Origin of the sequence: Streptomyces sp. NPDC093544 (genome assembly GCF_040683495.1) — a bacterium.
Classification (GTDB): Bacteria; Actinomycetota; Actinomycetes; order Streptomycetales; family Streptomycetaceae; genus Streptomyces.
Genome location: NZ_JBFBEA010000009.1, coordinates 37,660 through 57,642 on the forward strand (window position 1 = coordinate 37,660; position 19,983 = coordinate 57,642).

Sequence of the window (19,983 nt, forward strand, 5' to 3'; positions counted from 1 at the left end):
CGTCATGTGCGGGCGGCCTTTCGACGGACGGGTTCGATCGCGTACCGCCGGGAGCGGTGACGTTCTCGCTGCTCGGCATTGTTCCCGAGGGCACTGACAATGCGGGCGCGGCCACGCTCCGGAGCGTTGCCTGACTTGTCAGACGCATGCTCAACTTCTCGCGTTCCACACCTCGGTGATGTTCCCGGGTCCCTCACATCCTCGACGTCCCCACTGGCCCCGTAAACGCGCGAATGTCCCCTTGGTTCCGGTCGCCTACCCCAGGAACGCAGCCGTGGTCGCCACGAACCGTTCGGCGTCGTCGAGCCACGGGAAGTGTCCGGCACCCGGCTGAACGACCAGCCTGGCGTTCGGGAACAGCCCCGCGAGTTCGGTCATCGCGGGAGGAGGAGAGTTCAGGTCGACCTCGCCGGCGAGCAGCAGGACCGGCGCCCCGAGCAGTGCCAGCGCAGCACGCGTGCCGTCCGGGTCGAAGGCGCCCTCCGCACCGTAGGCGGCCGCGGCCTCGTTGTTCCGCTGACCGTCCTCAGCGGCGTGATGGGCTTGCGCCCTCTCGTCCCAACGACCGTAGAGGAAGGGCGCGATGGCCTCCCAGGAGTCGTCCGTCGCCCGGCCGGCGGTGATCGCCTCCAGGGCCGTGAACGCCGTCGGGAACCACGGCTCGTCCCGGCGGAGCCGCGCGGTCTCGCGCCGGAGTTCCCCGGTGATCGCAAGGCCGACGGCCATGACGCTCGGCGTGATCAGTGCGAGCCTGCTCACCCGCTCCGGGTGCCGGGCGGCGTACAGCGCCGCCAGATTCGTACCGCCGGAATGCGCGAGCAGGTCCATGTTCTCCAGACCGAGATGCTCGCGCAGGGCGTCCACGTCGTCGACAAGACGGTCGCAACGGTAGGAGGAGGCGTCCCCAGGAGTCTGCGACTGTCCGGTCCCTCGGAGATCCAGCATGACCAGCTGCCGGTGTGCCGAAAGGCCACCGAGGTCACCGAGGTACACGGACGCCTGCATCGGTCCGCCGGGCAGGCAGACCACAGGAGGGCCGTCCCCGAACACGTGGTAGGCGAGTTTGGTTCCGTCAGGTGCGGAGAAGTTGGGCATGGCCAAGACCCTGACAGGGCCGCAGGGCCTGGAGCAACCGGATTCGCGTGGTGCCGGAAAGCCCGGAAATTGGTGCCGGAAAACCCGGAAAAGGGCTGCTCTGCGCGGGGGAGGCCTGCTGGTGGCAAGATGGAAATCTGGGTGAGCGGCGGTCGCGCTTCCACAAAAAGCAGGTGATACATGTCGGATGAGACCCGCGAGGACTGGGAGCGGTTCGCCGTTTCCCTGGCGGAGATGGCACGGGATCTGCTGGCTCAGGACTCGGTCCAGGCCACCATGGACCGCATCGTGGAACATGCGACGGTTCTGATCAACGGCTGTGACGAGGCCGGCATCCTCACTGTGCACCGGGGCGAAGTGAAGGCCCTTTCGGCGACGAGCGACGTGGTGCGCACGGCGGACCGGATCCAGCAGGACCTCAAAGAGGGCCCGTGTTTCGACGCGGTCACCGACCGCACGCAGGTCTACACCATCAAGGATCTGAGCCATCCCCATGAGCGCTGGTCCCGCTTCGCCCCCGAACTGCGAAAGCTGGGCATGGGCAGCATGATGGGCTTTCTGCTCTTCACCGAGGACGACGAACTCGGCGCGCTCGACCTGTACTCCCACCACCCGCGCACCTTCGACGAGGTGGCCCAGACGGCGGGCTGGATCCTCGCCTCGCACGCGGCCGTCGCCTTCTCCGCGGCCCGCACCCACCAGCAGCTCGGGCACGCCCTGGAAACCCGCCACGAAATCGGTGAGGCCATGGGAATTCTCATGGAACGCCATGGCCTGACCGAGGAAACGGCCTTCGGCGTCCTCAAGAAGGCCTCCCAGGACCACAACATCAAACTCCGCGAGATCGCCCGCCGGATCTGCGAGACAGGCGAGAGACCGGCCTGAGCGCGCACCTGGAGGTTTCCATGGCAGTACAGCGCGTAGGCCTGGTGGTCCACCTGGGCCGCCCGGCCGCCCAGGACGTCGCCCGTACGGTCCACGACTGGTGCGACGCCCACGACATTCCCTGCACCGACATCGATGTGTGGGCCAAGGACCACCAACGCCTCGGCGGCCGGGCGGAGGCGCAGGCGGCGGGCAATCCCGACCTCGTGGTGACGCTCGGCGGTGACGGTACGTTCCTCAGAGGGGCGCGGATCGCGCTCAAGAGCGGGGCGAGTGTGCTGGGCGTCGACCTGGGCAAGGTCGGCTTCCTCACCGAGGTGCAGGCATCCGACGTCGGCGAAGCGCTGGAAGCCGTCCACCACGGCCACGCCACCGTCGAGGAACGCATGACGCTGACCATGCGCGCCTCTCGGGCCCTGGAGATACCCGAGCGGATGGAAGCCCTGCTGCGCTACGGCCGCGGCCCCGCCCTTCCACCGCCGCAGGTGCGCCCCGAGACCACCGAGGGGGAGGGCTGGGGGCTGGCCCTGGACGTCATGGCCCTGAACGACGTCGTCGTGGAGAAGCTGGCCCGGGACCACCAGGTGAGCCTGGGTGTCTACCTGGCAGGCCGCCTGCTGGCCTCCTACTCGGCCGACGCCGTCGCGGTCGCCACCCCCACAGGCTCCACCGCCTACTGCTTCGCCGCCGGCGGGCCGATCCTCTCCCCGCACATGGACGCGCTCGTCTTCACCCCGATCGCGCCCCACATGACCTTCAACCGCAGTGTCGTGGCCGCCCCCGACGAACCCGTGGCCCTGCGCGTCCTGCCGCATTCGGGTCAGGCCGCGGTCAGCGTCGACGGCCAGCTGCGCGGAGTGCTCGACCCCGGCGACTGGATCGGCGTCTTCCGCGCCCCGCAGCGAGCGCGCCTCATCCGCCTGCGCCCCACTGACTTCTACGGCAGGCTCCGCGACAGGTTCCGACTGACCGACGCACCCGCCACGGCGACGGACGGGGAAGGAGCTCCGTTCTTCCGGCCCGACTCCCCGATACCGTCAGATCTCGCCCATCTGCGACTGCCGCCGCCGTCCGGGGCCCGCTGAGCCCGCTGCTTACCCCTTCTTGACTCTCCCTTTCCCGAAATACCTCTGACACAGAGCTATTGTCGAAACGTGGAGTCAGAGAGCTTTCCCGAGGCGCTGGCCGACACCCTGGCCGGAGTGCAACGGCTGATCAGGCGGCGGCTGCGCAGTGGCATGACCGCCCCGCACCTGCGCGGTGCCGAGATCGGTCTGCTGCGGCTGGTCGTGGCCCGGCCGGGCATCGGTGTGTCGGAGGCCGCCAAGGACCTTTACCTGGCGGGCAATTCGGTATCGACGCTGGTCAACCAGCTGGTCCGGCAGGGCTATCTGATCCGCGAGACGGACCCCGCCGACCGGCGGGCCGCGCGACTGCTGCCCACACCGGCGGCCGAAGCACGGCTGCGCGACTGGCGAGAGCGCCGAGCGGCGCTCGTACGCCGACAGGTGACCCGTCTCGACGAGGCCGACCGCGCCGCACTGGAGGCAGCCCTCCCGGCCCTGCGCAAGCTGGCGGCGAACCTGCACGAGGAGGCCGAGGAGACATGACGCGCGACACGACCGGAAGGCAAGACCCCGTGCAGCAGGGGCGCACTGTGAAGGGCGAGGAGCCACGCGCCGACGACATACGGGCGGCGGCAACCGATCCCCGTACGGACGCCGTGACCTGCTCCGCGCTCACCTACACCTTCGGCGAGACGACCGCGGTCGACGGACTCGACCTCTCCGTCCACGACGGCGAGGTGTTCGGCCTGCTGGGGCCCAACGGCGCCGGCAAGACCACGGCCATCCGCTGCATCACCACGCTGCTGCCGGTCCCCGCCGGTATGGTCCGCGTGTTCGGGCACGACGCCACCCGCGAACGTATGCCGGTACGCCGCCTGTTGGGCTACGTACCGCAGCAGCTCTCCGCCGATGCCGGGCTCACCGGCCGGGAGAACGTGGAGCTGTTCGCCCGCGTCTTCGACGTCTCGCGCAAGGAACGTGCGGCACGCGTGAACCAGGCGCTCGCCGCGGTCGACCTCGCCGACGTGGCCGACCGGCTCGCCAAGACGTACTCCGGAGGCATGGTCCGCCGCCTGGAACTCGCGCAGGCCCTGGTCAGCGCGCCCCGGCTGCTGATCCTCGACGAACCGACGATCGGCCTCGACCCGATCGCCCGTACCAGCGTGTGGGAGCACATCAACGCCGTACGCGCCGCCACCGGCATGACCGTCCTCGTGACGACCCACTACATGGACGAGGCCGACCAGTACTGCGACCGCGTCGCGTTGATGCACCGCGGCCAGATCCACGCCCTCGGCACGCCCGATGAGCTGAGGAGGGACCTCGGCGAACGGCGCGGAATCACGACGCCCGGCGAACTGCCCACGCTGGAGGACGTCTTCCGCGACATCGCCGGCAGCGGCCTCGATGACAAGTCAGGAGCCTTCAGCGATGTCCGAAGCACCCGCCGTACCGCGTCCCGTGTCGGCTGACCACGTCCACCCGGCCGGCCTCGACCTGCTCCTCGTCCCGCCCCAGGCCCGCACCGGCTGGCGCGTGCTGCCCGCCAGGGTCGGCGCGATGTGCGCGGTCGAGCTGCAGAAAATCCGCCACGACCGCACCGAGCTGTACACGCGGGCGGTCCAGCCGGCGCTCTGGCTGCTGATCTTCGGCGAGACCTTCACCAAGATCAAGGCCATACCCACCGGCGGCATCCCCTACATCGACTATCTGGCGCCCGGAATCATCGCCCAGTCCGCGATGTTCATCGCCATCTTCTACGGCATCCAGATCATCTGGGAACGGGACGCCGGGATCCTCACGAAACTCCTCGTCACACCGACCCCGCGGTCCGCGCTCATCACGGGGAAGGCCTTCGCCTCCGGGGTGAAAGCGGTGATCCAGGCGGTTGTGGTCATCGTCATCGCCGCACTGCTCGGCGTGGGAATGACCTGGAACCCCCTTCGCCTGCTGGGCGTTGCCGTGGTCGTCATCCTCGGGTCGGCCTTCTTCTCCTGCCTCTCGATGACCATCGCGGGCATCGTGCTCAGCAGGGACCGCCTGATGGGCATCGGCCAGGCCATCACGATGCCGCTGTTCTTCGGCTCCAACGCCCTTTACCCGGTGAGCATCATGCCCGGCTGGCTCCAGGTCATCAGCAAGATCAACCCCCTGAGTTACCAAGTGGACGCGCTGCGCGGGCTTTTGCTCGGCACGCACGCCCACCTGGCACTCGACTTCGGCGTCCTGGCCGTGGCCGCGGCTCTCGGCATCTGGTCCGCCTCGTCACTGCTGGGCCGCCTGGCCCGTTGAGCCGCAGGTGGCCCTACCGGTCCTCGGGGCGCGTACCGAACTGGTCCCGGAGCTTGTCCTGACCGGTGTCCACCTGGCCGCTGTACTTGCCCTGGGTCTTGTCGTCGATGGCGTCGCCCGCCTTGTCGATGCCCTTGTCGGCCTGCGCTTCGTGGCCTTTGAGCATGCTCTTCAGCTTGTCCATTACGGACATGATGGTGTCCTTTCGCTCTTGCCCCCACTGCCTCAGTGTTCCCGTGGAGCCGGGTCCCCGCATCTCAGCGCCGCGGAAAGCGGTGGCCACCTCGACGTGGGCATGATCGATTGGTGGGGTCGGGCGCACCGGATTAACGTCGGTGTAGTGAACGTCGACGTTCACTTCTGACCTGGGACGCAGGACATCTCATGACAGGCGCTCAGACGACACCCACGGAGCCTGCCGAATCCCCGGAGCGGGGCAAAGGCAGTGGTATCGCACTCCTCGTCATCGCCTCATGCCAGCTGATGGTGGTTCTCGACATCACCATCGTGAACATCGCACTGCCGCACATCCAGACCTCGCTCGGCTTCTCGACCGAGAACCTCTCCTGGGTGATCAACGCCTACACGCTGACCTTCGGCGGTCTGCTTCTGCTGGGCGGACGGCTGGGCGACATCCTCGGCCGGCGCAGGGTCTTCATCTTCGGTGTGCTGCTCTTCGTGTTCGCGTCCCTGCTCGGCGGACTCTCCCAGGAATCCTGGCAGTTGCTGGCGGCACGCGCGCTGCAGGGCGTCGGCGGCGCCATCGCTTCCCCCACCGCTCTGTCGCTGATCACCACGACCTTCCGTGAAGGGCCCGAACGCAACAGGGCGTTCGGTGTCTTCGCGGCCGTCTCGGCGGGCGGCAGCGCTATCGGGCTGCTCGCGGGCGGAGTGCTCGTGGAGTGGCTCGACTGGCGCTGGGTCCTCTTCGTCAACGTGCCCATCGGCCTGCTGATCGTGCTCGCGACTCCCCGCTACATCCGCGAATCCGAGCGCCACCCGGGCCACTTCGATTTCCTCGGCGCGCTCACCTCCACGCTCGGCATGGTGTTGCTGGTCTACGGCTTCATCCGCGCGTCGGAGGAGGGCTGGAGCGACAGCGTGAGTGTCATGGCCTTCGTGGCCGCGGTCGTGTTCCTCGCCCTGTTCATCATTGTCGAGCGCCGGTCCAGGCAGCCCATCACCCCGCTGTGGATGTTCCGCGACCGCAACCGCTCCGGCGTCTACGCGATGATGCTGACCCTGGCCGCGGCGATGTTCGGCATGTTCTTCTTCCTGACCCTGTTCGTACAGAACATCCTGGGCTTCAGTCCGCTGCGGGCCGGGCTCGCCTTCCTGCCGGTGAGCGTCATCATCGCGATCGGCGCGGGATTCGCCTCGCAGCTGCTGCCCAAGTGGGGCCCCAAGCCCTTCATGGCGGTGGGCGCGATCCTGGCCGCCGTGGGACTGGGCTGGCTGACGCTGACCGACGTCGACAGTACGTACCTGGGCAGCATCCTCGGCCCCATGCTGGTCTTCGGCTTCGGCATGGGCCTGCAGTTCGTTTCACTGACGCTGATGGCGGTGTCGGGCGTGGCGCCCCACGAGGCGGGAGCGGCCTCCGGGATCCTCAACGCCACCCAGCAGGTGGGCGGTTCGCTCGGTCTGTCCGTGCTGGTCACCGTCTACGGCACGGCCAGCCGCAACGAGGCCACCGACCAGGTCGCCCGGTTCATGGCGAACGCGACCCCGGCCCAGCGACTGGAGTTCCGCAGGACGGGGCAGCTCCCGGCGCCCTGGGGCGAGCAGGTGCTCGCCTCCGGCATTTCGAGCTCGTTCATCGTCGCCGCCATCTTCGCCGTCGTGGCCGCACTGGTCGCCCTGATCGTCATCCAGGTACGCCCCGACGACCTGGAGCGCCTCCAGGGCGGCGCCGGCCTGCCGCTCGCGCAGTCCGAGGACGCCCCGGCGAACGTGGCCGACGCGGACGCGCGCGACAGCCGTCCTCCTCAGGGCTGAGCGTCAAAAGGCAGCGGCTGCTCGGTCCAGATCACCTTGCCCGTGGGGGTGTAGCGGGTGCCCCAGCGTTCGGAGAGCTGTGCGACGAGGAACAGTCCGCGCCCGCCCTCGTCGGTGGTGGCCGCGTAACGCAGGTGGGGTGAAGTGCTGCTGGTGTCGAAGACCTCGCAGATCAGACTGCGGTCGCGCAGCATCCGCACCTGGATCGGTCCACTGCCGTAACGGATCGCGTTGGTGACCAGCTCGCTGAGTATCAGCTCCGTGGCGAACACCATGTCGTCCAGTCCCCATTGGGCGAGCTGCCGGGTGACCGACGCACGTACCTCGCCGACGGCCGCCGGGTCGGCCGGTACCTGCCAGTCGGCGATCCGGTCGGCACCGAGTGCGTGGGTGCGGGCCACGATCAGCGCGATGTCGTCGCTCGGCCGGGCCGGGAGCAGGGCGTCCAGCACGGCCCGGCAGGTGCCCTCCGGTGACTGGTCGGCCCCCGCCAGGGCGGCGCGCAGCAGCTCAAGCCCTACGTCGATGTCCCTTTCCCTGTCCTCGACGAGCCCGTCCGTGTAGAGAACCAGCCGGCTGCCCTCCTCGAGGACGAGATCGACCGTCTCGAACGGAAGACCGCCGAGGCCCAGCGGCGGACCGGCGGGCACCTCGGGGAACTCGACGCTGCCATCGGGACGAACCAGCGCCGGCGGCGGGTGGCCGGCCCGGGCGATGGTGCACTTCCGGGAGGTCGGGTCATAGATCGCGTACAGGCAGGTGGCACCTGTGACGGCGCCGCCGCCGTCCTCCACGTCCTCGTCCTGGTCGATACGGCCGACCAACTCGTCGAGGAGCCCCAGCAGTTCGTCGGGCGGCAGATCCAGCGCCGAAAAGTTGTGCACGGCGGTACGCAGCCGCCCCATCGTCGCCGCGGCGTGCAGCCCGTGCCCGACGACATCGCCCACGACGACGGCGACCCGGGTGCCCGACAGCGGCAGTACGTCGAACCAGTCCCCGCCCACCCCCGCCTGCGCCGGGAGATAGCGGTAGGCGATGTCCAGGGCGGTCTGCTCGGGCAGGTTGCGCGGCAGCAGACTGCGCTGCAGCGTCACGGCCATGGTGTGCTCGCGGGTGTAGCGGCGCGCGTTGTCGATGGACACCGCGGCACGGGCCACCAGTTCCTCGGCGAGCGTCAGCTCCTCCACGTCGAAGGGCTCCGGCTTCTCGGAACGCCAGAACTGGACCACGCCCATCACCAGCGGGCCCACCCGCAGCGGGACGGTGATCAGCGAGTGGATTCCGTACTCCACGACCTGCGCGGAGCGCTCCAGGTCCTGGGCGAGCCAGCCGGTGGCCTTGCTGAGGTCGGGTTCGACGAGGGACTGGCCGGTGCTGATGCTGCGGGCCTGCGGTGAGGTGGCGACGAAGGCGATCTGTTCGCCCACCGGGTAGAGAGGGGCGTCGTCGCGGATTCCGCTGGACGCCGTGCGGCGCAGCCTGCCGAACGTCTCCGGCTCCTCGCCGCTGTGCACGGCCTCGGCCAGATCCACGGTGACGAAGTCCGCGAACCGCGGCACGGCCACCTCCGCCAGTTCCTCGGCGGTGCGGGTCACATCCAGGCTGGTGCCGACGCCCACCCCCGCGTCGTACAGAAGTTTGAGGCGTTCGCGTGCCACCTCGGCCCTGCCGGACAGTGCCCGCAGCTCGGTCGAGTCACGCAGTGTCGCGACGCTGCCGGACGGGCCGCCCTGGAGGTCCGTCGGCCGCTGGTTGATCGCCAGCAGCCGGTCTCCGACCAGATGCACCTCGTCCGTGGCGACCCGTCCCGAGGCCAGCAGGCCGGCGATGTCCGCATCGAGGCCGAGTTCGACGAGCGGCCGCCCGTCGGCGTCCTTGGGCAGATCGAGCAGTCGGTGCGCCTCGTCGTTGGCGAGCAGCAGCCGTCCCTCGTCGCTGATGATGATCACGCCCTCCCGGACGGCGTGCAGTACCGCGTCGTGGTGCTCGTACATCCGGGTCATCTCGTACGGGCCAAGGCCCCGGGTCTGGCGCAGCAGCCGTCTGCTCACGAGTGCCGTCCCGGCCGTGGCCAGGGCGAGCGCGGCGGCCGCGGCGGCCAGCAGGAGCGGCAGCTGCCGGTCCGCCACACCGCCCACGTTCGCCGTCGTGATCCCGGCCGACACCAGGCCCACGACCGATCCGTCCGGCGCCCTGACGGGAACCACGGCCTGCACCAGCGGCCCGATGGTCCCGGTGATCTCCTCTGTGATGGCGTGACCGGCCAGGGGGCGGGAGATGTCCCCGACGAACTTCTTTCCGATCCGGTCAGGGAAGCGGTGGGTGTAGCGGATCCCGTCGGTGTTCATGACGACGATGAAGTCCACCTTCGTCGCCTTGCGCGCGGCTTCGGCCCGCGGCTGGAGCACAGCCGAGGGGTCGGGGGAGCGCAGCGCATCGACGATGCCGGGCGAGTTCGCGAACGTCTCGGCGACGGAGAGCGAACGGTTGTGGGCCTCCACCGTGCTGTCATGGCGAACTTGCAGAACCAGCGCCACCACCGCGGACACCACCAGCAGCAGCACGATCACCACTTGCAGCAGGAACACCTGACCGGCGACGCTGCGCCCGCTCAGCGCCGACCACAGCCGTCCGCGCGGCTTCCGGCGTGGCCCGCCCTCATGCGGCCCCCGAGGATCGGGCGGTCTGTGAGGTGTCCCGGTCGACTGAGCCCGGGATCGACCCATTAGTCGGACCATGTGCATATGTCTACACCGCCCGGCGCCCGGAGGCGAGAGGCGTCACCCGGTGTGACAGAGGCGGGGGCGGCCTGCCGCGGCCGCCGCGTACCGCTTCCGGGATCGTCCGGCTGCATCATGGAGATGGGTCTATTTATCATCTTTTGTCTATCGGGGCTGCATCAAGCGCTGGAGGTCGTCATGGAAACCACGGACCGCTACCGGCTGTCCTTCACCCGTCGGCGATCGGATACGGACACCACGACGGATGACGTGATCGTCGAACGGACCAATAGCGTGGGACCGGGCGGCAACCCCGTGTACTGCGACCCCACCGGCATCCTCCGTGCCGAGATCAGCTCGACGGGGGAGGTGCGGATGCTGGCCAGCGGTGCCTACCAGTCACCGACGGCCCCCTCCGCCGAACCGCTTCCCTGAGAGCCCGCGCCTCGGAAGAGCCTTCCGCCGGGCTTCACCTCGGCATGTCAGTGCGGCAGGTGACACTGGGCACGTGATTGTCGAACGTGCGTATGCCCACCTCTCCTCGTACGACGAGGACACCTGGCCGTGGTCAGTGCCCTGTGTACGGCAGCTGCTCGACGAGGGACTGCGTTTCACCGCGCCGGTGACCTTTCTCGTCGGGGAGAACGGCTCGGGAAAGTCGACCCTCGTCGAGGCGCTGGCGGAGGCGTTCGGCCTGGACTCCTACGGCGGCTCTCACGACTGGCGCTACGCCTCCCAGCGGGGCAAGTCGGTGCTCGGCGAGCGGATGAGATTCGACGCGGCCCCACGCGGGCGCCGCATGGCGTCCAGCTGGTCGGCCCGCAAGGGCTTCTTCCTGCGGGCCGAGACCGCGCTCGACGCCCTGGGCAGGGAGGGCTTCTCGCCTGAGTCGGTGAGCCACGGCGAAGGCTTTCTGGCCGCGTTCCGAGGCAAGTTCCTGCAGGCCGGGCTCTATGTCCTGGACGAGCCCGAGGCCGCCCTCTCGTTCTCCTCCTGCCTCGAACTCATCGGGCACATCGACCGGTTGACCAAGGAGGGCGGCCAGGTCGTCTGCGCCACCCACTCCCCACTGCTGACCGCCCTGCCGGGCGCGGACATCATCGAGGTCGGCGAGCACGGCATGCGCAGGGTCGCCTGGCGGGAGCTCGGCGTGGTCGACCACTGGCGCCGCTACCTCGCCGATCCGCAGGCCTATCTGCGGCACATCGTGGAGCCGTAGACGATGTCCGGCAGACAGGCCTGCGGGTCATCGTCATCCAGGAGCCCCGGACGATCCCCTTGGCACTGGCGGTGACTCCATGCGTGCCACTACATTTGGCTGCATGAGTGTAGTCACCGTGCGGATCCCCGACACCATGGACCACGCGTTGCGCGCCGCCGCCGCCGACGCACCCTCGCTGAACGCCTACATCGTGCAGGCGGTGCGCCGTCAGATGACGCTCGACGCCGCCCGTAAACTCGCCGCCGTCGATGCCCACGCCGCCCTCGACCTCGACGGTGAGGGCGACGCCCTGTGATGATCCGCAAGGGCGACGTGTGGGATGTCGACACCGGCAAGGGCAACCGTACGGTGCTGGTCGTCAGCCTCGACGGGCTCGCCGACGCGTACGGGGCCGTGGTCGCGCTCGTCCTGCACGCCCCGGCCGTGCACCCCGACACCGCCATGAGCGTGCGCCTGGCTGCCCCGGTGGAGGCGTCGGTCGTCGCCGTCAACCTTGTTCAGCTGTCGGCATCCCGCTTCGAGACGGGGACCCCGCACGGCAACATCGGTCCCGAACAGCAGGCGCTCGTCGACAACGCACTCCGGGCCGTCCTCGACCTGTGAGCGCCCGCGGCGTGCGACGCCGCCCGCCCAGAGGCCGAACTACTCGAACCGGGAAGGGTCGCCGGCTCCCCGGCGTACGATCTCGGCTTCCCCGCTGGAGAAGTCGATGACCGTCGTCGGCTCGGTGCCGCAGTCGCCGGAGTCGAGGACGGCGTCCACCACGTGATCGAGTTCCTCCTTGATCTCCCACCCCTGGGTGAGGGGCTTGTCCTCGTCGGGAAGGAGCAGGGTGCTCGACAGCAGCGGCTCACCCAGTTCGGCGAGGAGTGCCTGGGCGGCGACATGGTCGGGAATCCTGACGCCGACGGTCTTCTTCTTCGGGTGCAGCAGTCTGCGCGGGGCCTCCTTCGACGCAGGGAGAATGAAGGTGTAGCTGCCGGGCGTGGACGCCTTGATCGCCCGGAACACTGTGTTGTCGAGGTGCACGAAATGGCCCAACTGCGCGAAGTCCTGGCACATCAGGGTGAAGTGGTGGCGGTCGTCGAGCCGGCGGATCGAGCGGATCCGGTCCAGCCCTTCCCGGTTGCCCAGCTGGCATCCGAGCGCGAAACACGAGTCCGTCGGATAGGCGACGAGACCTCCGCCGCGGATGATCTCTGCCACCTGGCTGATGGTGCGCGGCTGCGGGTTCTCCGGGTGCACGTCAAAGTACTTGGCCATACGTCGAGCTTAGGGCTGCGAAGGCGGCGTTCCGACCGCCTCCCCAGGTGCGCCTCGCTGTCTCCCGTCGACAGGGCGGCCGGCCACCCAGGTGCCTGTCCACCTGGGTGTGCCATTCGGGGGAGCGTTCGGGGCCGTGGCCCGCGACCCGTTCTCACACCTCCGTACTCCTCCTACTGCGGCGGTCGGCTCCCAGACGGGCGTAGTAGTCGATGAGGCCGGGGGTGTCCACCGAGGCCGGGTTGACGACCTGGTCCACCGGAAGGCCCTGGAGGAGTCGCTTGACGGGGACTTCGAGCTTCTTGCCTGTGCGGGTGTGCGGGATGGCAGGGACTTCGAGGATCTCGTCGGGTACGTGGCGGGGAGAGGCGCCGGTGCGGATCGCCTCCTTGATCCTTTCTCGCAGGGCGTCGTCCAAGGTCACCCCGGCCGCGGGGACCACGAACAGCGGCATCCAGTAGCCGCCGTCGGGTTCTTCCGCGCCGATGACGAGGGCTTCGGTGATCTCGGGGAGGCGTTCCACGACGTCGTGGATGTCGGCGCTGCCGAGGCGTACGCCGTTGCGGTTGAGGGTGGAGTCGGAGCGACCGTGGACGATCACCGAGCCGTGTCCCGTGACCGTGATCCAGTCGCCGTGCCGCCACACACCTCGGTACGAGGAGAAGTAGGCGTCGTGGTAGCGGGTGCCGTCGGGGTCGTTCCAGAAGGAGAGCGGCATCGACGGCATCGGGCGGGTGACGACCAGCTCGCCGACCTGGTCGACGACCGGGAAACCCTCGGCGTCGTACGCGGCCAGGGCCACGCCCAGGTGGGGAGCGGACAGCTCGCCCGCCCAGACGGGGGTCGTGGGTGCGCTGCCGGCGAAGCCGGAGACGATGTCGGTGCCGCCGCTGACGGATGCGAGCGGGATGCGGTCGCCGACGTGGTCGCGGACCCAGGGGTAGGTGGAGGCGGGCAGGACGGAGCCGGTGCAGCCGACCGCGCGGACGGACGACAGGTCGTGCGCGGACAGGTCGATGCCGAACTTGGCCATGCCCAGCAGGTACTGGGGGCTGGTGCCGAACACCGTGACGCGATGGCGGGCCGCCAGTTCCCAGAGGATGTCGGGCCGGGTGAGCAGCGCGGGACTGCCGTCGTAGGTACAGGTCGTGGCACCGGTCAGGAGGGTGGAGACGACCATGTTCCACAGCATCCAGTTGGTGGTGGTGTACCAGAGCAGGCGGTCGCCGGGGCCGAGGTCGGAGTGCAGGCCGAGGGACTTGAGGTGTTCCAGCAGGACTCCGCCGTGGCCGTGCACGATGCCCTTGGGCAGACCGGTCGTGCCGGAGGAGAAGACGACCCAGAGCGGATGGTCGAACGGCACGGAGGTACAGGCGAGTTGTTCCGTGCGGGTGGACGCGTCCTCCCACGGGATGACCAGCGACGGGTAGTTCCGCGAAGGCCAGGGCAGTCCCACGTGGTCGACCAGCAGCGTCGCCTTCAAGGTCGGCAGCGCGCCGGCCAGTTCGAGGATGGCCTCGCGGCGGTCGTGGGTGGTGCCGTTGAAGAGGTAGCCGTCGGCTGCGATCAGGACGGTGGGTTCCAGCTGGGCGAAGCGGTCGGCGGCCGCCTCGGGCGCGTAGTCCTGCCCGCACACCGACCACACGGCGCCCAGGCTCGCGGCGGCCAGGAACGCCACGATCGCGTGCGGGGTGTTGGGCAGATAGCCGACGACCCGGTCTCCCATGCCGACACCCAGCTCGCGCAGGGTGGCGGCGACGGAGGCGACCTGGGCGCGCAGCCGCTTCCCGGTCACCTCATACGCGGAGCCGGTCTCGTCGAGGGCGACGATCGCCACGTCGTCGTCCGTGAGGTTGCGCAGGGCGTGGTGGGCGTAGTTGAGGGTGGCGCCGGGGAACCAGCGGGCGCCGGGCATGGTCTCCTCGGCCAGCACCTGCTCGTACGGTGTGTCCGCCTCGATATCGAAGTACTCCCACACCGCACCCCAGAAGTCCTCCAGGTCGGTGACCGACCAGCGGTGCAGGGCGGCGTAGTCACCGGCGTCGATGCCTCGGCGCCGGGCGAAGTCCGCGATACGGCTGGTTGCCACCGCCTCCGGATCGGGAGTGAAGAAGGGGACCGGATGTGGAGTGTTCATCGCGTCGTGCTCCTCAACAGGCTTTTCTCAACGGTCCATTGGGAAGGGAAAGAGCTTTGTGTCGTGTGCAACAGGGACGCCCAGCCCGCTCTGCCGGTGAAGTCGCGGCCGCCGGACGGGACGACGTCCATGACGACACGGTCGGGCCGCAGCAGCGCGGCATCGGCCCGGCCCTCGCGCAGCCAGGCGGCGAGCCGGCCGTCGTCGCCGAGGCCTGTCACGGGGACGGTCCGGGCACCGAGGCCGTCGGCGACCGCTTTCAGAAAGGGCGGGAGCGGTACGGCGCTCAGGACGGCGAAGGAGTCGCCGAGCAGTTCGTCGAGGCGGGCGCGCCGCCCGTCGGCACTTACCCACGGCTGCGGGCAGAAGCCGCCGACGAGACCGCCCCCGCCGAGGCGGACACGGCGTCGTACGAGTGGCCCGGCGGTCAGCGCCGGGCTGAGGCCACGGGCGGCGGCCGCGGTCAGGCCGGGGATGCGGACGGCCGCGCCCAGGACGCCTCGGCGGATGGCGGCGGCGCCGTCCTGACCGCCCGTCATGGCCCAGCCCATGGCGACCGCGAGGCGAATCACATGACGGGCGTGGGGCTTGCGTTCACTCTCGTACGTGTCCAACAGCCGCTCGTCGGCGCCCTGTCGCAGGACCCGGGCCAGTTTCCAGGTCAGGTTGTAGGCGTCGCGCAGGCCCGCGCACAGCCCCTGTCCGACGAAGGGCGGCGTGAGGTGGGCCGCGTCGCCGAGAAGGAGGACGCGACCTCGGCGCCAGCGGTCGGCGATACGCGCCCGGAAGGTGTACTGCGCCTGCCGCACCACCTCGAAGTCGACGCCGGGCGCGAGGTCCACCCACGGGGCGAGCAACTCCCGTAGGCGCTCGCGATCCAGTTCGGAGTCGTCCGGCAGCCGGAACTCCCAGCGGTAGCGGTCCTCGCCGATACGCATGAAGGTCGCCGGCCGCTGCGGATCACAGATCTGTTCGACCCCTTCCCAGCAGCGGACCGGGAGACTGGTGCGTACGTCGATGACGGTCCAGCGTTCCTCGAAGTGCAGGTCCTCCCATCCGGCGCCAATGGCGTCGCGGGTGAGGCTGCCCGCGCCGTCGCAGCCGAGGACGGCGTCCGCCCACAGCAGGTGTTCGCCCTCGTCGTCGCGGTAGGTCACCCGGACCGGACCGTCGCCGTCCTGCTCGACGACGCCGACCTCCGCCCCGCCGCGCAGCTCGCACTCCGGGGTGCGGGCCAGCGCGGCGCGCAGCACGCGCTCCAACTCCGGCTGGTCGAACATGCTGGTCTGCGGGAATCCGTGTGCCCCCTGCGCGGCGCGCGGAAACTCGGCCATCACCCGGTGCCTGGCGTCCAGCAGCCGTAGCCCAAGCGCGGGGCGGGCGATGGCGGCGAATTCCTCGTGGACCCCTGCGGCCTGGAGGATCCTGCGCACCTCGTCGTCGATGGCGACGGCACGCGGCAGGGGGTAGACCTCCCGGTGGCGTTCGAGGACGACGGTAGGGATTCCACGCCGGGCGAGCAGAAGGGCGGCGGTCACACCCACGGGTCCGGCTCCGACGATCACCACGGGTACGTGTCCCGGCCCGGGTGCGGTGTGCCGTGGTCCGGCGGCCTGGTCGACGGTCATGTGCGGCTCACTTCGGGTATCAGGTCGCGTCGGCGACAGCGGTGCGCTGCTCACCGAGGTCGATCCGCCCGTCCGGCGTGGCGATCGTCGCGGTGATCAGGTCGCCCTGGTTCAGGTAGTGGGGGTTGCGGGCTTGGCTCTTGAAGAAGGCCTTCCACCTCAGGGCAGGCGGCAGCAGCGCGCCGATCTTCTCGACCGCCTTGTGCGGTGCCTTGAGGGCAGTGCCGCCGGGGGTGCCGGTCAGCAGCAGGTCGCCGGGGTCCAGGGTCTGGAAGCGCGCCAGCAGGGTCAGTGCCTGCGCGGGCCGGACGATCATGTCGGCAAGAGTGCGGTCCTGGCGCAGGTCGCCGTCGACGGACAGCTTCAGCCGCAGATCGAGGAGATGGGCGAAGTCCTCCGGTTCCAGCAGTGCAAGATACGGCCCGGTCGGCGTGAAGGTCGGGTACGACTTGCTCTCGTAGAACTGCGTCTTGGTCAGCTGTACGTCGCGGGCGCTGACGTCGTTGGTGATCACGAGCCCGGCGACGTAGACGGGAAGGTCCCGCTCCTCGACGACCGTGCCGACCGGGAGGGATGCGCCCATGATCAGGCCGAGCTCGATCTCGTAGTCCAGGAACTTCACATGTGGCGGGCGGACGATGTTGTCGTGCGGACCGCTCACCGAGCCGGACGCCTTCCGGAAGAAGGCGGGCGGGATGTCGCCGGTGAAGCCCGAATCGCGGGCGTGGCTGCGGTAGTTGACCATCTGGGCGACCACCCGGCACGGGGTGGTGACGGGGGAGAGGGCGACCAGGTCGGCGACGGGCGTACCCGCCGCACCGGGAACGGCGGCCTCGCGTACGGAGTCGCGGTCGGCCAGTAGCTCGGCGGTGGTCTCGGCCTTGGTGTCGATACGGACGGCGCGCGCGTCACGCACCACCCACCAGCCGTCGGCGGTACGCAGGACGTTGGTGCTCATGTCATTACCTTCAGCAGGGGGTTGGCGGGTTCAGGAGTTTGTTGCTTTCAGCAGACCCAGCAGGCGTGCCGGGTCCAGTTCGTTGTCGCCGCGCAGGGCCTGGAAGACGTCGCGGACCCGGGCGGGAGAGGGACTGGCGCCGAGGAAGTCGCGGGTGGCCGGTGGCCCCCACTGAGCGAGGCCGCTGGTCGACATGGGCGCCCAGCCGGGCTCCAGGTCGCAGGAGAACAGGTCGCCGTCGGCGAAATGCTCCAGCATGAAGCGGTCCGGGTCACGCCAGTAGTCGAAGAGCTGGCTGCCCAAGATGTGCCGCCCGATGCCCCAACTGCGCTTGTATCCACGCTCGTTCAGGTACTCACCGCCCGCGGCGATCGAGTCCAGGTCGGTTACCTGGTAGGCGGAGTGCACGTAGCCGTTGCCCGGACCCAGATGCATGGCCAGCGTGTGATGGTCGACCGCCACACCGCCCTGGTCGCAGCGGATGAACGCCATGGTCGGGCCGCGGTCACGCCGGCCGTCCAGGAACAGGAAGTCGGACACGATCATGCCGAGCGTGTCCAGGTACCAGTCCAGGGCCCGGGCGAACACTCTCGTCTCCAGCACCACATGCCCCAGGCGCTGGATACGGGACGGTTCACGCGGCGGGCGCTGCGTGACATTCGTACGACGGTGATCTGTGCCGAAATTGAGCAGGAGCGGTTGCTGTTCGGGCAGCGCGGGCAGTTCCTCGCCGCAGTGCACCACGCGCACGGGGAAGCCCGAGGGGTCGAGCAGATTCACGACGCTGCCGCCGCCCGGTACGTCCGCGTCCCGTACATCCGTCCCCGTCGACCGGGCGAGCCGGTCCAGGTCGGCCCTCTCGGCCACACGGAACGCGGGGCCGATGAAGCGGGACGTACGGCCGCGTCGGATCACCATGCACGCTGAGCCCGCGAAGCTGCCGCGCAGCCACAGTTCACGCTCGGTCCGCGCGGCGATCCCGAACCCGAAGTCCCGGGCGAAGACCTCGGCGCGGTCCAGGCCGGGCTTCTCGAACTCCAGCCAGGCCAGGTCGGCCACCTTGATCACGGGGTTGCGTGAGCGTCCTGGATGCTCGCCGCGCAGGGCGCCTTGTTCGCTGTGGAGGTCCTGGTGGGCTGTCCTGACGTCGATGTCTCCTCCAGGTAACTTCGCTGTAATGAGGAAATCATCAGCTTTGATTATTCGATCGTCAAGGGCTCTGTCCGAATGAACTGATGGATTCATCAGAACTGTGGTGAGGGGGGTTCCGTTGCTAAGCTCGCGTGCATGCCGACGTCAGCCCCGCCCCACAACCGATTCGAACGGCGACGCGCCGAGACCCGTCAGGCGCTCGTCCGCGCGGCTCGGCAGATACTCGCCGAGACCGGGGACGCCAGCGTCAGCATCCAGGCGATCGCGGAGCGCGCGGACGTCGGCTTCGGCTCCTTCTACAACCACTTCGAGTCGAAGGCGGAACTGTTCGACGCGGCGGTGCGGGACGCCCTCGAAGAACTCGGCCAGACCTTCGACGAACATCTGCAAGGCATCGACGACCCGGCGGAGCTCGTCGCGGCGGGCTTCCGTCTCGGCGTGCGCATGGCCGACTCCCAACCTGAGCTGATGCAGGTCATGCGCCACCGCGGCCTCAGCCACATCCACTCCGACTCGGGTCTGGCTGCGCGTGCCACACGTGACCTGGAGGCCGGCATCGCCTCCGGCCGTTTCATCATCGCCGATCCGACCATCGCGCTGACGGCCTTGGGAGGCTCCCTGCTGGCGCTGGTGGAACTGCGATTCGCCCGCCCGGAACTGGACGGTGACGAGGCAGCGTCGAACCTCGCCGAGATGCTGCTCCGCATGCTGGGTGTCTCGCCGGAGGACGCCCGCGACGTCGCCCGTCGCCCACTGCCCGACCTCGGCTGACGGGCGCAGAGCACCGGTCCAGGCCGGCCAACTCCCAAGATCTGTGCCAGAACCGGTTTCTGACAACACCTCAGGGCTTGCGGCAGTCGTCGCGCGGGACTCCGCACGGGAACGGCACGGGCCCGCTGTCCTTCAGCCGCTCACGATGCCCACGACGACGTTGATGGCCGTGGCGAGAATGCTGGTGCCGAACACGTACGACAGCAGTGTGTGCCTGAGCACCATCGAGCGGATCGCGGAACTCGAGACGTCGGTGTCGGAGACCTGATAGGTCATTCCGAGGTTGTAGCTGAAATAGAAGAAGTCGCGGTACGAGGGCGGCTGGTCGGAGTTGAAGTCGATTCCGCCGTCGTCCTCGTAGTACGCATAGGCATAGCGGGTGGCGTACATCAGGTGCAGCGCGGACCAGGCCAGGAACACCCCGCACAGGGCCGTGACGGCCGCCGCCTGGCCGTCGTCGGCCTTGCCGCCGCGGAGCACCAGGAGGACGATCGCGGACAGCCCGCACAGGGCCACCGCGACCACCACGATCTCGTCGGTCAGGGGCTGGAAGTCCTCGCGCCGCCCGTTGCGGCGGGTGGCGGCGGCGTCCATGGGCCACAGCACCAGCCAGCCCGCCACCACGAAGAACAGTTCGGTCGCGGCGATCCCCGCCATCAGCCCCAGAAGGACGTCCGTCGACAGTCCCACGGTCAGACCGACCGCGGCACCGAGGACCACTGCGCCGATCAGGCGCGGCACGGCATCCAGGGGGAGCTTCATCCTCATACACGGCCACGCTATCTCTGTTGCTGC

At 69.2% G+C, this 19,983-nt stretch carries 20 protein-coding genes; 11 read left to right on the plus strand and 9 right to left on the minus strand.

Annotation, left to right across the window (positions count from 1 at the left end):
* Window positions 1-255: 255 nt before the first annotated feature.
* Window positions 256-1,095 carry an alpha/beta hydrolase gene (locus AB0N66_RS15225; protein ID WP_365433780.1) on the minus strand — a complete coding sequence of 280 codons (840 nt, stop codon included), beginning with the start codon at window positions 1,093-1,095 and terminating at the stop codon, window positions 256-258.
* Between the two features lie 180 nt (window positions 1,096-1,275).
* Between AB0N66_RS15225 and AB0N66_RS15230 the strand changes: the two genes are divergently transcribed.
* The 5 genes from AB0N66_RS15230 to AB0N66_RS15250 all read left to right on the plus strand — a co-directional run bounded on the left by AB0N66_RS15230 (window position 1,276) and on the right by AB0N66_RS15250 (window position 5,339).
* Window positions 1,276-1,980: a GAF and ANTAR domain-containing protein gene (locus AB0N66_RS15230; protein WP_365433783.1), complete on the plus strand. Its 705-nt coding sequence runs from the start codon at window positions 1,276-1,278 to the stop codon at window positions 1,978-1,980.
* Window positions 1,981-2,000: 20 nt separating this feature from the next.
* Window positions 2,001-3,065 carry an NAD(+)/NADH kinase gene (locus AB0N66_RS15235; RefSeq protein ID WP_365433785.1) on the plus strand — a complete coding sequence of 355 codons (1,065 nt, stop codon included), beginning with the start codon at window positions 2,001-2,003 and terminating at the stop codon, window positions 3,063-3,065.
* Between the two features lie 69 nt (window positions 3,066-3,134).
* Window positions 3,135-3,590, plus strand: coding sequence for a MarR family winged helix-turn-helix transcriptional regulator (locus tag AB0N66_RS15240; RefSeq protein ID WP_365433788.1), 456 nt, complete (start codon window positions 3,135-3,137; stop codon window positions 3,588-3,590).
* A complete protein-coding gene (locus AB0N66_RS15245; RefSeq protein ID WP_365433791.1) occupies window positions 3,587-4,519 on the plus strand; it encodes an ATP-binding cassette domain-containing protein in 933 nt (310 codons plus the stop codon). The genes AB0N66_RS15240 and AB0N66_RS15245 overlap by 4 nt, the downstream gene beginning before the upstream one ends.
* A complete protein-coding gene (locus tag AB0N66_RS15250) occupies window positions 4,479-5,339 on the plus strand; it encodes an ABC transporter permease (RefSeq protein WP_365433794.1) in 861 nt (286 codons plus the stop codon). The genes AB0N66_RS15245 and AB0N66_RS15250 overlap by 41 nt, the downstream gene beginning before the upstream one ends.
* A gap of 13 nt (window positions 5,340-5,352) precedes the next feature.
* On the opposite strand, the gene AB0N66_RS15255 is transcribed toward AB0N66_RS15250, so the two are convergent.
* Window positions 5,353-5,532 (minus strand): antitoxin, encoded by a 180-nt coding sequence (locus tag AB0N66_RS15255; protein WP_365433797.1) that lies wholly within the window; start codon window positions 5,530-5,532, stop codon window positions 5,353-5,355.
* A 191-nt stretch (window positions 5,533-5,723) separates the two neighbouring features.
* On the opposite strand from AB0N66_RS15255, the gene AB0N66_RS15260 reads away from it, so the two are divergent.
* Window positions 5,724-7,337 carry an MFS transporter gene (locus AB0N66_RS15260; RefSeq protein ID WP_365433800.1) on the plus strand — a complete coding sequence of 538 codons (1,614 nt, stop codon included), beginning with the start codon at window positions 5,724-5,726 and terminating at the stop codon, window positions 7,335-7,337.
* Here the strand turns inward: AB0N66_RS15260 and AB0N66_RS15265 are convergent.
* A complete protein-coding gene (locus AB0N66_RS15265; protein ID WP_365433803.1) occupies window positions 7,328-10,075 on the minus strand; it encodes a SpoIIE family protein phosphatase in 2,748 nt (915 codons plus the stop codon). The genes AB0N66_RS15260 and AB0N66_RS15265 overlap by 10 nt on opposite strands.
* A 180-nt stretch (window positions 10,076-10,255) precedes the next feature.
* On the opposite strand from AB0N66_RS15265, the gene AB0N66_RS15270 reads away from it, so the two are divergent.
* From AB0N66_RS15270 to AB0N66_RS15285, 4 genes are all read left to right on the plus strand, one after another.
* Window positions 10,256-10,492, plus strand: a complete 237-nt coding sequence (locus AB0N66_RS15270; protein WP_365433806.1) for a DUF6296 family protein — start codon at window positions 10,256-10,258, stop codon at window positions 10,490-10,492.
* Window positions 10,493-10,565: 73 nt separating this feature from the next.
* Window positions 10,566-11,276, plus strand: coding sequence for an AAA family ATPase (locus AB0N66_RS15275; RefSeq protein WP_365433809.1), 711 nt, complete (start codon window positions 10,566-10,568; stop codon window positions 11,274-11,276).
* Between the two features lie 103 nt (window positions 11,277-11,379).
* Window positions 11,380-11,574 carry a hypothetical protein gene (locus AB0N66_RS15280; protein WP_365433812.1) on the plus strand — a complete coding sequence of 65 codons (195 nt, stop codon included), beginning with the start codon at window positions 11,380-11,382 and terminating at the stop codon, window positions 11,572-11,574.
* Window positions 11,574-11,882, plus strand: coding sequence for a hypothetical protein (locus AB0N66_RS15285; RefSeq protein WP_365434490.1), 309 nt, complete (start codon window positions 11,574-11,576; stop codon window positions 11,880-11,882). Before AB0N66_RS15280 ends, AB0N66_RS15285 begins: the two co-directional genes overlap by 1 nt.
* A 39-nt stretch (window positions 11,883-11,921) precedes the next feature.
* Here AB0N66_RS15285 and AB0N66_RS15290 read toward each other — a convergent pair whose 3' ends face one another.
* The 5 genes from AB0N66_RS15290 to AB0N66_RS15310 form a co-directional block, all read right to left on the minus strand.
* Window positions 11,922-12,542: an L-threonylcarbamoyladenylate synthase gene (locus tag AB0N66_RS15290; RefSeq protein ID WP_365433815.1), complete on the minus strand. Its 621-nt coding sequence runs from the start codon at window positions 12,540-12,542 to the stop codon at window positions 11,922-11,924.
* Window positions 12,543-12,696: 154 nt separating this feature from the next.
* Complete coding sequence (locus tag AB0N66_RS15295; RefSeq protein ID WP_365433818.1) at window positions 12,697-14,679, minus strand: acetoacetate--CoA ligase; 1,983 nt, start codon at window positions 14,677-14,679, stop codon at window positions 12,697-12,699.
* Window positions 14,676-16,307 (minus strand): bifunctional 3-(3-hydroxy-phenyl)propionate/3-hydroxycinnamic acid hydroxylase, encoded by a 1,632-nt coding sequence (locus AB0N66_RS15300; protein WP_365433821.1) that lies wholly within the window; start codon window positions 16,305-16,307, stop codon window positions 14,676-14,678. Before AB0N66_RS15300 ends, AB0N66_RS15295 begins: the two co-directional genes overlap by 4 nt.
* A gap of 19 nt (window positions 16,308-16,326) precedes the next feature.
* On the minus strand, window positions 16,327-17,265 hold the full coding sequence (locus AB0N66_RS15305) for a fumarylacetoacetate hydrolase family protein (protein WP_365433824.1): 939 nt from the start codon (window positions 17,263-17,265) through the stop codon (window positions 16,327-16,329).
* A gap of 30 nt (window positions 17,266-17,295) precedes the next feature.
* Complete coding sequence (locus AB0N66_RS15310) at window positions 17,296-18,369, minus strand: VOC family protein (RefSeq protein ID WP_365434493.1); 1,074 nt, start codon at window positions 18,367-18,369, stop codon at window positions 17,296-17,298.
* Between the two features lie 183 nt (window positions 18,370-18,552).
* On the opposite strand from AB0N66_RS15310, the gene AB0N66_RS15315 reads away from it, so the two are divergent.
* Complete coding sequence (locus AB0N66_RS15315; protein WP_365433827.1) at window positions 18,553-19,188, plus strand: TetR/AcrR family transcriptional regulator; 636 nt, start codon at window positions 18,553-18,555, stop codon at window positions 19,186-19,188.
* 132 nt (window positions 19,189-19,320) lie between these two features.
* Here the strand turns inward: AB0N66_RS15315 and AB0N66_RS15320 are convergent, their stop codons facing one another.
* Window positions 19,321-19,956: a DUF1345 domain-containing protein gene (locus AB0N66_RS15320; RefSeq protein ID WP_365433829.1), complete on the minus strand. Its 636-nt coding sequence runs from the start codon at window positions 19,954-19,956 to the stop codon at window positions 19,321-19,323.
* Window positions 19,957-19,983: the final 27 nt, after the last annotated feature.